Source organism: Bradyrhizobium sp. URHC0002 (assembly GCF_054059515.1).
This window is the reverse complement of record NZ_JBSSCF010000001.1, coordinates 3,715,488-3,728,169: the sequence shown is the minus strand read 5'-3', so window position 1 is coordinate 3,728,169 and position 12,682 is coordinate 3,715,488. Positions and strand designations below refer to the sequence as shown.

Below are 12,682 nucleotides of genomic sequence, written 5' to 3'. Positions count from 1 at the left end.
GAGGCGACACAGACCGGAAGCCTGAAATCGACTCCAGCAAGGCTACATTGTTCCGGAAGTAGGCCAAGCTCACCCAGTCCAAGGCAACTGCACATAAATTCGCCTTGTGGGAACCTGATCGCCGCGCTTCGCTTTCGCGCCGATCATTATATCCTGCATCGATGGCAACGGCGCCAGACTACTACATTGAGACCCTTCGAGACGGGAGCGCGTCACTACCCATGGAGTTGGGAATTGCGGAGACGAAGCCAACCAATGGGAATTCGATTTGGCTCAGGCGGCTTTCAGTCACAAGCAGCGGCAGAATTTGCGGGGAAGCAAGCTCTTGAGCGGTTCCTAGAGGAACTTGCAAAAGAGGAGAGGCGGACGCGATAGTTTGGTTTCTGTGTGTCGCAGTGGACAGCGGGGACAAGAGCAGAAGTGCGATTGCAAATTTTCAAACTGGGCGCTCACGATTACCGATGCATCTTGGAGATCCTTATATGGTTCGTCCCAGCAATTTAGCGGTGCGAATTTCTGCCGCGCGGCACCGAGAAACATTTCGGTTGCCCATTGATGCGGCTCGCCGCAAAGCTCGCGAGGTTATCGATCAGAACCCGCAGCATGGCTTAACGCCGACCGTTGAGAGTTGGAGACAACTTCCTGACGGTCAGATTGAATTTTCAATACGGTACTTTTTCACTGCGGATTGACGGCGCCAGCGGCTTCGCTGCCCACGACTCGAGACGGCTGAGGAGCCCGCCGTGCAGCGGGCGTGCGCGGTAGATCTGCAAACTCAGAGGAATGGTAGTCTCGGCCTTCGGGCGTGGTGATGTGGATGTCGTAACACCCAGTTTGCGACATCTCGCGAGCCTTCTTCAGCGCAGCCTCGGGGGTCTTCCTGCGATGCAGGATTTCGCCGTCCTTGCACTTCGCCTTTATCGAAAATTTCATTACTTCTTTTCTTGTTCTTTTCTTTCTTCTTCAGGATTTCGGCCTGAACTCTGAAGGCTTGGGCCAGAGACTTCATCTGATCGGCCACAATCGCGTCAGCCGAGCTCGCCGCTACCCGTTCTGCGGTGACCGCCTGCTGCCGGATTGCTTTGGCCATCTTCATGAAAAGTCCAATTGCTAGCCCAGCGCGTAGTTCCAAGCAGAAGCGGCTTTCGGTCCCCGGAACGACGGTCGAATGAGGCCGAGCCGGCTCACGGGAGTTGCATCGAATGCCAGCCTAACTCTCAAAGGTACAAATGGAGAGCGCAGGTTGAACGCTCAGATCATTGCCTATCGCATGGCGGCAACACCTCCGCGGTTTCCATCGCGGAACGAAAAGCGGGACTTCTCATGCATTCAGGTTTGATTCAGTCTCTAGCCGCCGGAGCCGGCGGCTCGTCATTTCACCATGGATTGGAATATTTGCCCGGCTAAAGCCGCAGCGCGCCAATGCCTGCGGCTATTTATTGGCTTGGGCGTTGTTGCCCGTCCCCCCTCCAAATCAAAACGGCCCGGGCACCTACCTCACCGGAGCCGCCAACCCGATCAAAAAAAGACCCGCCAGCGTGGAACCGGTGGGTCGGAACAGGTCTGGGGCAGGAACAAACACCCTCCCCGCGATATTTCTTTAGCTCTACCTGAAATTTGGAATGCAATGCCCCGCTACTATTTCGACATCCGAGAAGAGAACCATCTTGCGGTTGATGAAGAGGGGATGTGGCTACCGGACATGCAAGCCGTACAGGAAGAGGCCGCGCGATGCCTGGCGGGCGTGGCACGAGATGAGGTACGCAGGCCCACTGGCGATCCCAACAGAAACCACCGGATGGCGATTGAGGTGCGGGACGATAACGGCCCTGTGCTTCAGGTGAAGTTCACGTTCGAGATCGACAAGAAGAAGTAGGTGCCGCCTCCGGTCGGAGCGGACATCACGAGCTCACTCGTTGCGGTCTTTCTCAGTTTGGTTGGCGTTCCAGAGCTTGCTCCTAATATATTCGGTTAGATCGCCCGCTTCGGCAGTCATGGCCTTTTCGGAAACGCCCTGGGCTCGGGCAGCCTCAATGAGGCGGCGGACTAGCTCAGGTATGCCCTGCTCAGATCCGGCCATGCCAAAGTGTTCGCGGGCGTGAACGCTGTTCTCGATCCAGAAATCAATGAACTCACGCGCCTTGCTTGTCATCGCCCTTCCCCTAGCGGGAATTGGTATCCACGAGGTGGCAAGTAGGCAACTGGAATCGGGGTCCCCGGAACCTAAAGGGTCTTCCAACGTTTGATGACTACCACCGCAAGGGTCTGGGTATTTATCGGTGATGTGAACGCTCGATTGCGCTCCCGCCTTCCTCTAGCAGGCAGGGAAAGGAGCGCTCCATGAAGCGTCGCCATTTCATACAGACAACGAGCCTAGCAGAACGCCTGCTCTACGATGTCGAGCAGTTGCGCCAGCAAGCGGAGAAGCTTGCCCCCGGCCCCGCGCAAGATACGGTCCTGCGAAAGATCCGGCAAAACGAAACGGCCGCGCACATAAGCGATTGGCTAAATTCGCCAGGACTGCGACCTCCTAAGGCGCTGGAAGATATGCTTGCCATTCAAAAGAAGTAAGGCGGGCCATCCCATGCAGGATTATCTGGCGTCACTGGAACTTCTGCGGAAGAACGCGGCCGACGCCGCGCTGATCCGCGACCTCGCCACGGACAAAGCCAAACAAGACTTCTTCGACCGACTGCACCGCCACTTGGACCAACTTGTTGAGGACATTGAGCAAGCCATGAACACGCCAATTGCCTCATGAAAGAGAAGCAGCCGCCACCCGAGGACGAACGGAAAGACAAACCGTCGGGGACCGACCAGGCCCGGCAAGTCGCTGAGGAATACGTCAGCGACCAGCGCGAGATTATCAAGAAGCTTCGCAAGCATCTCAATTGAAATAGCCGCCTCACTTGGCGGCCCGCGCACGACGTTGCCGGGGCAACACACGCCGGGCCATTGCCACTCGTCACGCATCCCGTCTTTAGGAACGGGCACTGACTGCCCACGTTGATGGAAGCGCCACGCCCCTCCGCGTGGGCATTGGAATGGCGGCCCCAGCGTTTCTGTCCCCCCACAAGCTGGGGCCGTTTCTTATCCGATACCGGCGGCGTGAAATCGATCGGGAAAAGTAGCAAGCGACCAGGAACATCCGCCTGCTGGCGGAGTCAGATTTAAGCTTCCGGTTTTTACCTCCCAAAGATCGTTGCCGGAAGAAAAACTCGGGTTGGCGGCCCCAACTGTCGGTTGAGATAGCTGGGGCCTTTTCCTTCCGAGCCGGCGAGCCTCTTGCCAGCTATCGCAAGCCACGTACTAACCCGGAAGCAGGCAGTCCTCATTGTTCTTATCGCCGCACGTCAATCTAGACCGCAACGGTCATGATCAGTTGAGGGAACTATTTTTCCTCTGAAAGCATTACTGTCGCATGATCAATCGTCAACATTCTGAGCCAAAGACGCTCACGCCGGCGGAGCGCGAAGCACGTAGGGTCTTCGCGGCGCGTGAGGCGGAAAAAGCGTTGAGTGATTATGAAGTGGCTCAACAGGTCTTCCATGCAAACCGAGAGCGTCTGAAAGCAGAGCGGTTAGCACGGGAAGCCGCAGCTTCTAAGTCGCCCCGCGCGGCCCGCGTTAGGCTGGGTTAGAGGCCTGCCGGCGTGAACCGGCGGGCTCCACGAGCCTTTACGTCCGGCTCAGGCGGGAACGGCCCCGGGCCGGGGCTGGCCAACGCCGGGACCGCTCCCTCTTTTTGCGTCTCGGACGCGCCGAAGAATCGGAGCGAGAGAAAGTGGTCAGTATTGACCTAGATCAATACCCTGCCCTTAGGCGGCACAACAGGATTGATACTGGCGCCATAGAGCTTTCCGGCTGGCGCATTTGGAATGACGGCCCCAGCGCGTACCTGTAAGCTGGGGCCGCTTCTCATCAGAGGCCTCAGAGGCCGCCAGCCGAAGCGGGACGAGTTAGTGTCTAAAGCCTCAAATTCCCAGCGGACTCTTTGCCCCGATCGGAGACGATCTCATAGCTGACTTTAGCGCCTTCAGCGAGTGAACTAAATCCAGCCTTCTCGACCGCGGAGATATGGACAAACACGTCCTTGCCGCCGCCGTCCGGTTGAATGAATCCATAGCCCTTGGTCGAGTTAAACCACTTCACTGTACCTGTCGCCACGTTCGTCCTCCCAATCGATTCTAAAACACGCAATGATGGTGACAGAAATCCGGCGAAAGATGGGCCCGCGAGCGTGAACGCCGGGCCCTCCCTCAGCCCGTCAGGAACGGGAAGCAACTAGGCTCGTGATGCTGGCGCCAGTCACACTTGTCCTGGCGCATTGGAATGACGGCCCCAGTTTTTGAGAGAGGGCTGGGGCCGTTTCATCAGATGCCGGCAAGCCGAACCCCAGATGTCACACCACCTAAACGGCCGCCTAACTCAGGTCGTCTTATCGAAAGCGATTCCGATCCGTCTTTCTGCGCGCCAAACAACACGGCAGGAGAATCGCGAACCATCTGTCACGAGCGCGAACTGGTCAGGGATGCCAATAAGATTAGGAACGTCAAGCTTGGCTCCAACATCCGATCTATCCCTAACGACGCAAGAGAATGCGCTGCGGCCGAACTCAATAGTTCCGGCCTTGAAGACACGATGGCGCGGGGCTTTACGCTTCTCCATGGTTGGAGGAGCTAATCCCGTAAATGCTGGGCTTATCCCGCTGGCGCAGTCGGCGGGTTGCCCAAATTAAGCAGATTGGAAATGGCGGTCACAAGCTGGGCGGGGGCGAATGGTTTAGCAAGAAGAAGGCTGTTCGGGACGCCTTGGATCCCCCATTGATCGGCTGCGGCTCCGGTCATGTAAATGACGGGGAAGGCCGGATCGATCTCTCGGGCGGCGCGGGCGACTTCCCAGCCGTTTAGTTGGCCTTTCAGATTGATGTCGGTTACGAGCACGCGATACTGGTACAGGCGGCTTTGCAAAAGGGTGACGGCCTCTTCGCCGGACGCCGCGACGGCCGGTTCGTAGCCGCCGTCACAAAGTGCCTCGTCAATGATCGCCTGAACTATTGGGTCATCTTCAACGACCAGGATCAGCAACTCTTCCAACTGACTTCCCCAAAATGCCACACGACGTACATCACGCAGCAGGCGGACATTTGTTCGAGGTGAAGTGTCCAAAAGTGTACTTAAAAATCAGAATAGGCCACTAGGGTTCCATTGAATATGTACAAAACGGGAAATGAGCACGCCAGGGTGAGCCGGGCATGAAAACGCCGCCGCTTGGATTTTTCAGCGGCGGCTCTTACGCAGTACTCTCATCCGCGATTATTCAGGTCCTATCGGCGCGAGGTTAAAGAAGGATTGGGCAGGCCGCTCGAGCGATCCCATAGTGGCTCGTTTGTAGGCGACTAGTCCCCGATGTCCGGCGGCAGATCGATGGGATCGTCCGGCCGCCACAGCAACACGCGCGGCTTTTCCGGCTTGATGGCATCGAAGGCCTCGCTGCGGCGGCCGAGCTCCTCGAACGCTTTGCGTTCCAGAACGCGCAGCTCCGAAACCTTCTTCCCGAGCGCGACCAGCACTGCGTCAGGGGTTTGCGCGGTGAGAGTGGATCGAACAACCCGAAAACCAGCCCGCTAGTCCCAAAGTCCGCGGCTGACCGCCTGCCGTCAAACATGACGCCGCCAGATTGTGTTGCGCCCTTGAAACCAAGACCCGCCGCTCCGACCTTATCCGTGGAAAACGTGGTATTCCTGCAAAACAGGAAGCGCTTTTTGATCTCCGACTGGCAGCGGCAATGTCCTCGTCCGATGGTGCAAATGAGACCAGTGACGTAGCCCGCCGACAGCGGAGAAGGAGCAATACTTTACTGTTAGTCTTGGCGATTGGATTTCTGATTTTTTGCGGCGCAGCGGGCGCTCTGTATTATGTGTTGCAGCCGGTCACTCTCCGGATTGCCGTCGGACCGCCGGGAAGCGACGATCACAAAGTGATTCAGGCGATGTCCGACGCCTTCGCCAGCGAAAGCAGGACCGTCAGGCTGTCTCCGATCAGGACCAGCGGCGCAGCTGAGGCCCTCGCCCTGCTCGGTGCTGGCAAGGCCGACCTTGCAGTCGGTCGCGGCGATTTGGAGATGCCGGCCGACGCGCAGACCGTCGCCATCGTGCGCAACAACTTCGTTGTTCTGTGGTCGCCTTCCGGACTTGCGGGCAAGCGCTCCAAAAGAAAGCCCGCGCCGAAAATCAAGGAGATCGCCGATCTCGCGGGGCACAGGGTCGGCGTGATCGGCCGGACGCCCGCGAACGCCGCGTTGCTGCGGGTCATCCTGAGCGCCTCCGGCGTGGAGGCGGACAAGGTTGCGGTTACGCAATTTGGCACGGACCAAATCGAGGAACTCGCGCGCGACACGACCCTCGATGCATTCATGGCGGTCGGTCCGCTCGACAGCAAAATCACCTCCGACGCCATCGCCGCGACGGCGCGGGCGCGAGGCGAGCCGAAGTTTCTCGCGATCGAGGCATCGGAAGCCATCGCCCTAAAGCACCCGCGCTATGAATCCGAGGAAATTCCACCCAGCGTCTTCAATGCGAATCCGGCCTGGCCGGATGACAAGATCGAGACCGTCAGCGTCAGCCACCTGATCATGGCGCGAAAGGCTTTGTCTGAAACGACGGTGGCGGCATTTTTCCGGCAGCTATTCGCCGTCCGTCAGGCGATTGCCAGGCAAGCGCCCGGCGCTGCGCACATCACCAAACCGGACACCGAGAAAAGCGCTGAGCTGCCGATACATCGCGGGGCGGAAGCCGTCATCGACGGCACCGAACGCACCTTCCTTGACAAGTACGGCGATTACTTCTGGTTTGCGCTCCTGCTTCTCTCCGGAATCGGTTCGGCCGGCGCCTGGTTGCGTCACTATTTGAATCGGGACGAAAGGGAGGAAAACACCGGCCATCGCAACAGAATCCTAGCCATGGTTTCCAGGGTACGCACCGCGGAATCCAACCAGGAACTGCTGGCGCTGCAGCGCGAAGTCGACGCCATCATCTGTGAAACGCTCGAATGCTACGATGATGGCGCCATCGAGGAAGAGGAGCTGGCGGCCTTTGGCTTGGTGCTCGAACTGTTCAATCACGCCGCCGTCGAGAGGCGCGCGGCGCTGCAAGCGAGCCACCTCGAACCGGCTCGCGGCGCGGCGGGAGGCCACAGCCTCACGTCGCGACGATGACGCAGCAGCTATGTGAAACGCGTCACTACGATTGGCGCCAGGCGGGTTCGTTTGACCAGCCCGGCAGCTTGGTTCTGTGAACATCGTACCAAACTGGCATGACAGAGCCGGTCATGCCGTGCCATTCACCAAGCAATGGAAAACGTGAGACTCACCTTTTGAAACTGACTGCCGACCGGCCCTTCGCCGATCCTGACAAAGCCGCCCGGCGCCTCCTAGAGAACGCGCACGCGTTTGAAACCATCCAGGATGGCAGGATCTACATCGAGAAGCTCAACGGGCCTTTCTTGTTCGGCGACAAAGGCACGCCCGCGGAATACCGCGCCGGCCTTGAGCTCGCCATCGCACGGGGTTGGTTGGAATTGCACGACTCCGGAACCTACGTGAAGTTCACCGCCGCGGGGGCCGATTTGTTCGCGTAAAGGCACTCCGCCGGATCTCTCACCCCCAAATAAGTACGAGCATCAGCAGGACGGGCAGCACAACTCCAACACCCCACAGCAGAGCGTTCTTCACGGTCTCGCTGCTCAAATGCCGGTTTGGCTCCATGAGGGCCAGCCTGAGTTTCGCAACGCTCACAGTGCTTGAAACACCTGACTATGCAGAAAGCGCCCGTGCGTTGCTTAGTCGCAAGGGCCACCCGTAGAACTACGGTTCCAGTTCAGGGATGCCGGGCATGCAGGTCAGCCGGTGGTGTCACATACCGACTCGACCGATGATGCAGTGCGGTAGGGGCCGACTGGAACTGAAATTGTGTCGTACTCGGAATGGGCAAAGCTGATCGCTGCTGCGGTTCTGATTTCAATTTGCACCACTGCGATATACGTCTCGATCTGGTGGTGGCTCAGCAAAAGAAGGCCTTAGCTTGATTGAACCAGAGGGTATGGCATCGCCGAGGTGCTCACCGCAGCGAAGAACAAGAATAAAGATCCGCATCCGTACTGCAGCGCTCTCACCGATGATGTTGCCTGAGCTTAACCCGAAGCCCAACATTGCAATTCGGGCTATTCCCGTGTGTGAGGTTCTCGGACATCGCCCGGCCGAATTGCCATTTTTTCCCGATTACGTGAACCATATCACAACGTCCCGCTCGGGTCCGTCGTAGAATGCAGGTTGCGAGGATTCAGGCCATGACTGCGAAGCGCGTCCCTCGTTGGCTCACTATCGACATGATGGTCCTTGTGGTCGGGGCGGTCACCCTGATCGCAGCCGCCATGTGGTTGTAGTACCTCAGGGCGGCTCCACTTAGGGCGCGGGACCCGGCCAGTAGGAACGAACCTTCCCGATCTCCGGCTCGCCAACTCCCAGTGGCGCCGCTGGAGGCTGGGTATAGCGGCCCCGCTGTGGAGGGCGCCGGGGCCGCTCTTTTCGAACAGTCGCGCGTCCAGTCGATGGCATCCTCATTTCCGATTTCGAGCAGGGCGAGATCGGCCCGGACTCAGCGCAACCGTGAAAAGGTCAACGAAGCGGTTGCTCGTGGCAAGATCACCCGTAGGCAGACATCGCCGCCATGTTTTCGAAATCAGTTCTCCTGCCGCAATAGGGCTTCAAAATCGTTTAAAAAGTTGGCTGGCCTTGGAACTTCAACAATCATCTCGGATTCATCGAAAATCGAGCGCATCGCCAACCGCCAAAAAGAGCACGCTGGCCTGAGTTGCAGGGTTGTTTGGAAAAATTCAAGCATCCCATATTTAATCTTTCTCTCACGAAAATCTTTCTGCCACTCTTTCACGACGTCGTCATTTATGGAAGCCGCCGGCAATTCTGTTCCGTGCATTATGGAATCAACATCCGTGCTGTAGTGAGGTGGGAAATATTTTGCAAAATTATCTAATGATTCCTCTGAAATGCTGATACGCCACACGATCCGCGATTGTTGGTGTATAAGGGCTGAGATACCTTGGCCATCGAACTCTTTGAAGCTGGCCTAAGCGTTTGTTCGCACCGCCTTCTTAAAGTCGATGCTATTAGAAGACTCTTGGAGCGCAAACGTCAATCGCCTGCGGCGTTCGCCAAGCTCGCTAGAGATGCGCACGTAGCTTTCTATGTCTGATCGAACCGACGCCAAGCACTCCTGTCTCGCGGATAAGGTCGCCCCCCCGACCGTCACAAATATTGCTGACAACAACCATATGCCGAGAGGACTGTTCAAAAACCTCACCGCAGACGGCGGAGTTTTGCGGCTTCGGGATCTTTGGATTTTGGCATACTTAGGCATTCTCGGCACGGCGAACCTCGCGCACTTGAAGAATGCAATCCACAATGCACACTATGATGCCGACGCAACCTTTTTACAAGCGGCTGCATCACCGAGCCCCTCGACCGCCCAGATGGGCCTACCGTGACTTCGAACGGCTCGCACATGCTTTTTGATGGCTGCCTGCAGCGGCGAGACTCAGCCTCAGCGCTAAGCGTCAGCGTGGCCCTGGATGGCTGTAGGAGACATGACCGAGCTGCTGTCCTGGAGCTGCTCAGGAACCTTGTGTCTTGTGCAGCATTTTCCTGACATGGCGCGGTATTATTTTCAATGTGTACAACGGGACACCAGACGTCGACGATGATGGCGCAGAGCTGCAGGACGACGAAGCTGCTTGGCAACAGGCCGCCACAGCAGCCGAGCTGTTCAAGGACATGGACGGAAAGTTTCGACCCGACCAAGAATGGAGCCTTGAGGTAACCGACGAGCGACGAAAGCCGATCTATTTAATTAGCATCAGCGCTCAGAAGAAGTGACCTAACTTGGCTGTGTAGAGCCTCCGGCACGCGACGCCCTGCCTTTGTTAGCGGCGTCGCTTGACTTGGTGTCCACATCGCAGACATAGCAACAACCGCAAGTCACCGTCCCGCCGCTTTCCCACGCGATAAGTTACAAAGTGTACAGAGTTTCCCAAAGCGCGGGTATAATCTCAGCAGAGCATAGAGCGAATTTGATGTCGCCACAGCTAGTTGTCGGCCACTACCGCTATTGCCGATGAACATCGCGCTCTGTGGTCAAAATTGACCAGCGGACCAATTCCTTATGGCTGCAAAATTCCCAGGTGGGCGGATTGTCGCGCAATGCTCAGGAAGGAGCGCGCCATGGAAAGACGCCGCGTCAAGCAAACCATGCCATTAGATCGGCGTCTCGCGCAGCATGCTCGGAAGCTGCGTAAGGAAGCGCAGGGCCTCCCACTGGGCGGTGAGCGCGAGAAGCTGATCCGTAAGGCCAGGCAGTTAGAGGCAGCCTCGGGTATCAGCCATTGGCTGGATAAAGGGCACCCTCCGCTTTAGGAGGCCACACTATGCAGGATTACCGCGCATACATCATGGGGCCAGACGGCCACGTTCAAAATCGCGTTGATGTGCAGTGTAACGATGAGGCCGAAGCTATCTGGCTCGCCAAGCAGCTCGTTGATGGTCTCGACGTGGAGCTATGGCAACTGGATCGACACATCGAGACATTCAGGCACACGTCTGAGCCGCCAATACGGAAGCACTGATCATTGCGAACGGCGCTCGCTGATCTCGGACTCGGCTTCCAGCCAGAACTCCAAGTCGCGGCCTGCTGGCCGTCCGTTCTGTTCCCAAAGCTCGTGGGCGTGCGCTCTAATCTCTTCCCGCATTCGGCGGGCGGCCAGACGTTGCCCGAGCCTCTGTCTCAGTTCCTCGACCCACGCGCTAAGCCGCTCATAAGTCGTCTGGTCGGTAATGCGCGAAGAGATGCGGCTCGCTTGTGCAATCTTGCGTTCTAGTTCGAGGGGATCCTCAGCTTCATCCATAGGCCTCCTCCGCCAAATATGACGGTAAGGACGCAGAATGGTTCAGCGGATGATGCCGGATGACGAGTAGATCGTTTCTAAACGCCGCCCCCCCTGAGGCCCGGTGGCCGAGGAAATTGATTCCCTTCCGGGGGCCGGGTAGGTCCCTGCTCACCCGTTGGTGCACACCGTCTCCGACACACCCCATGCCCCGAAAAAATTTTTGCGGCTTGCTTGAAACCAAAACCGATTTTCCTAATTTCTTGGTCGCCACCACACGGTGGCGACCCGGGTGCCTGATGGACCCGGGCTAGGAGACGGGCACCGGTCGTGTCCGGTGCCGCTCGTAACCAACTTGCTCACTGGAGGATTTGGCTATGCGCACTTACGACTTTTCACCCCTCTGGCGCTCGACCATCGGCTTCGACCGCCTCTTCGATCTCGCGGAAGCGGCCGCCCAACACGCCGGCGAGGAGCACTATCCACCCTATAACATCGAACGGCTTGGCGAAGATCACTATCAGATCTCGCTGGCTCTCGCCGGTTTTTCGCCCGACGAGATCTCGGTGACCGCAGAACAGAACGTGGTTACCGTCGAGGGCGACAAGGCCGAGAAGACTGATCGGGAGTTCATGTATCAGGGCATCTCGACCCGGCGCTTCAAGCGGCAGTTCAACCTTGCCGATTATGTGCAGGTAAAGAACGCCGCCTTTGACAATGGCCTGCTCAAGATCGAACTGGTCCGGCAGATCCCCGAGGCCATGAAACCTCGCCGCATCGCCGTCAACGGGGTAGCCGGCGGCAACGTCAAGCAGATCGATTCCAAGGTGGCCTAATACGTCGCTCCCTAATCTAACCGCGCGCCGGCGACCCGGCGCGCGGAAATCGCAACCTGAATAGGAGGGTACCATGCGGCCGACGACCGCTGACACAGGCAATAAAAAGGGGGCCGTGGACGGAAGCTGGGCGCTCAACCAATAACCGGCTCACACCATCCCGGCCGACCTTCATCACACAGTCACATCGCTGCCGCAGGAGGCATGGCGAGACCGCGCCAAGGTCAACGAGGCCGCGCGCTGTTGAGGGAGACCGGTGGCGGGGATACCGCACTTAGGCCGTGAGATCACCTTTCGATAGGGCACGAAACCACCCGCCGGGCTGACCTGACGATGTCCGTTCACCGGGGTAGAGCGGACTTCCCGGTACGAACCTAATGACACGCACCTCGGACTCCGCATTGATTTCCTGCGCCGCCATGTGATTGAACGCAAGCGCGCGGTCTAAATATCAATTAACGACTTTGTCGGCGTTCGGCGTACTCTTGAATGCCTCCCTCGCCCATGCGTTGCCAGTCTTCAGCGCAATTAGCGATTTTGTCGTATTCCTCCGCGACCCGTAGCATTCGCCGAATTTCCCGCGGATCGTAGCAGCGCTTCGCCTTCGCCCGCGTCGCGTGGGCGCGGGCTCGCCAGTACTTCGGTTCTTTGATGGGGTCACGCATACACGGTTAATGCAATTTCCAGTGCTGCGTTCCTAAACATTTGTAGCGGACGAACGCTTGTAACTCGCGAATTGTTAGTGGGTTGAACAAACTTGAAATTGTCGAAGAGTGCGTGCCTCGGTCGAGGCCGTGGCGAACTAGGAGACGGCCTCGGATACCTAGTGTCGATCGAGCGGAACGAACCGGCCCCGGCGTCGGGGCAGCGAGGGACTCTCCCCGCTCCCTCTCCA

Annotated in this window: 17 protein-coding genes; 9 read left to right on the top strand and 8 right to left on the bottom strand. The window is 57.9% G+C overall.

Annotation, left to right across the window (positions count from 1 at the left end):
* Positions 1-775 precede the first annotated feature (775 nt).
* A complete protein-coding gene (locus ACVWVY_RS18100) occupies positions 776-1,096 on the bottom strand; it encodes a hypothetical protein (RefSeq protein WP_456627648.1) in 321 nt (106 codons plus the stop codon).
* 531 nt (positions 1,097-1,627) lie between these two features.
* Here ACVWVY_RS18100 and ACVWVY_RS18095 point away from each other — a divergent pair.
* Positions 1,628-1,876, top strand: coding sequence for a DUF6894 family protein (locus ACVWVY_RS18095; protein ID WP_456627647.1), 249 nt, complete (start codon positions 1,628-1,630; stop codon positions 1,874-1,876).
* Between the two features lie 33 nt (positions 1,877-1,909).
* Here ACVWVY_RS18095 and ACVWVY_RS18090 read toward each other — a convergent pair whose 3' ends face one another.
* Positions 1,910-2,152 (bottom strand): hypothetical protein, encoded by a 243-nt coding sequence (locus ACVWVY_RS18090; RefSeq protein ID WP_456627646.1) that lies wholly within the window; start codon positions 2,150-2,152, stop codon positions 1,910-1,912.
* A gap of 188 nt (positions 2,153-2,340) precedes the next feature.
* Between ACVWVY_RS18090 and ACVWVY_RS18085 the strand changes: the two genes are divergently transcribed.
* Genes ACVWVY_RS18085 through ACVWVY_RS18075 form a run of 3 tightly spaced genes read left to right on the top strand, consistent with a single transcriptional unit; the run spans position 2,341 to position 2,895 of the window.
* Positions 2,341-2,571: a hypothetical protein gene (locus ACVWVY_RS18085; protein WP_456627645.1), complete on the top strand. Its 231-nt coding sequence runs from the start codon at positions 2,341-2,343 to the stop codon at positions 2,569-2,571.
* A 13-nt stretch (positions 2,572-2,584) separates the two neighbouring features.
* On the top strand, positions 2,585-2,761 hold the full coding sequence (locus tag ACVWVY_RS18080) for a hypothetical protein (RefSeq protein ID WP_456627644.1): 177 nt from the start codon (positions 2,585-2,587) through the stop codon (positions 2,759-2,761).
* Positions 2,758-2,895: a hypothetical protein gene (locus ACVWVY_RS18075; protein WP_456627643.1), complete on the top strand. Its 138-nt coding sequence runs from the start codon at positions 2,758-2,760 to the stop codon at positions 2,893-2,895. Before ACVWVY_RS18080 ends, ACVWVY_RS18075 begins: the two co-directional genes overlap by 4 nt.
* 1,070 nt (positions 2,896-3,965) lie before the next feature.
* On the opposite strand, the gene ACVWVY_RS18070 is transcribed toward ACVWVY_RS18075, so the two are convergent.
* The 4 genes from ACVWVY_RS18070 to ACVWVY_RS18055 form a co-directional block, all read right to left on the bottom strand.
* Entirely contained in the window at positions 3,966-4,166 is a 201-nt protein-coding gene (locus ACVWVY_RS18070) for a cold-shock protein (RefSeq protein ID WP_247521269.1), read from the bottom strand.
* A gap of 261 nt (positions 4,167-4,427) precedes the next feature.
* Positions 4,428-4,667, bottom strand: a complete 240-nt coding sequence (locus ACVWVY_RS18065) for a PilZ domain-containing protein (RefSeq protein ID WP_456627642.1) — start codon at positions 4,665-4,667, stop codon at positions 4,428-4,430.
* 32 nt (positions 4,668-4,699) lie between these two features.
* The gene (locus tag ACVWVY_RS18060) at positions 4,700-5,095 is read right to left on the bottom strand and encodes a response regulator (RefSeq protein WP_456627641.1); all 396 of its coding nucleotides are present in this window, start codon (positions 5,093-5,095) and stop codon (positions 4,700-4,702) included.
* A gap of 302 nt (positions 5,096-5,397) precedes the next feature.
* The gene (locus ACVWVY_RS18055; protein ID WP_456627640.1) at positions 5,398-5,571 is read right to left on the bottom strand and encodes a hypothetical protein; all 174 of its coding nucleotides are present in this window, start codon (positions 5,569-5,571) and stop codon (positions 5,398-5,400) included.
* A gap of 215 nt (positions 5,572-5,786) precedes the next feature.
* Here ACVWVY_RS18055 and ACVWVY_RS18050 point away from each other — a divergent pair, with 215 nt between their 5' ends.
* Together ACVWVY_RS18050 and ACVWVY_RS18045 are read left to right on the top strand one after the other, a co-directional pair.
* Positions 5,787-7,214, top strand: a complete 1,428-nt coding sequence (locus tag ACVWVY_RS18050) for a TAXI family TRAP transporter solute-binding subunit (protein WP_456627639.1) — start codon at positions 5,787-5,789, stop codon at positions 7,212-7,214.
* Positions 7,215-7,372: 158 nt separating this feature from the next.
* Complete coding sequence (locus tag ACVWVY_RS18045; protein WP_456627638.1) at positions 7,373-7,636, top strand: hypothetical protein; 264 nt, start codon at positions 7,373-7,375, stop codon at positions 7,634-7,636.
* A gap of 1,100 nt (positions 7,637-8,736) precedes the next feature.
* Here ACVWVY_RS18045 and ACVWVY_RS18040 read toward each other — a convergent pair.
* Positions 8,737-9,078 carry a hypothetical protein gene (locus ACVWVY_RS18040; RefSeq protein WP_456627637.1) on the bottom strand — a complete coding sequence of 114 codons (342 nt, stop codon included), beginning with the start codon at positions 9,076-9,078 and terminating at the stop codon, positions 8,737-8,739.
* Positions 9,079-9,701: 623 nt separating this feature from the next.
* On the opposite strand from ACVWVY_RS18040, the gene ACVWVY_RS18035 reads away from it, so the two are divergent.
* Together ACVWVY_RS18035 and ACVWVY_RS18030 are read left to right on the top strand one after the other, a co-directional pair.
* Complete coding sequence (locus ACVWVY_RS18035; protein WP_456627636.1) at positions 9,702-9,947, top strand: DUF6894 family protein; 246 nt, start codon at positions 9,702-9,704, stop codon at positions 9,945-9,947.
* A 548-nt stretch (positions 9,948-10,495) separates the two neighbouring features.
* The gene (locus tag ACVWVY_RS18030) at positions 10,496-10,693 is read left to right on the top strand and encodes a hypothetical protein (RefSeq protein ID WP_456627635.1); all 198 of its coding nucleotides are present in this window, start codon (positions 10,496-10,498) and stop codon (positions 10,691-10,693) included.
* On the opposite strand, the gene ACVWVY_RS18025 is transcribed toward ACVWVY_RS18030, so the two are convergent.
* The gene (locus tag ACVWVY_RS18025; RefSeq protein WP_456627634.1) at positions 10,694-10,972 is read right to left on the bottom strand and encodes a DUF2934 domain-containing protein; all 279 of its coding nucleotides are present in this window, start codon (positions 10,970-10,972) and stop codon (positions 10,694-10,696) included.
* A gap of 356 nt (positions 10,973-11,328) precedes the next feature.
* Here ACVWVY_RS18025 and ACVWVY_RS18020 point away from each other — a divergent pair, with 356 nt between their 5' ends.
* Positions 11,329-11,787, top strand: a complete 459-nt coding sequence (locus ACVWVY_RS18020) for an Hsp20 family protein (protein ID WP_456627633.1) — start codon at positions 11,329-11,331, stop codon at positions 11,785-11,787.
* Positions 11,788-12,682: the final 895 nt, after the last annotated feature.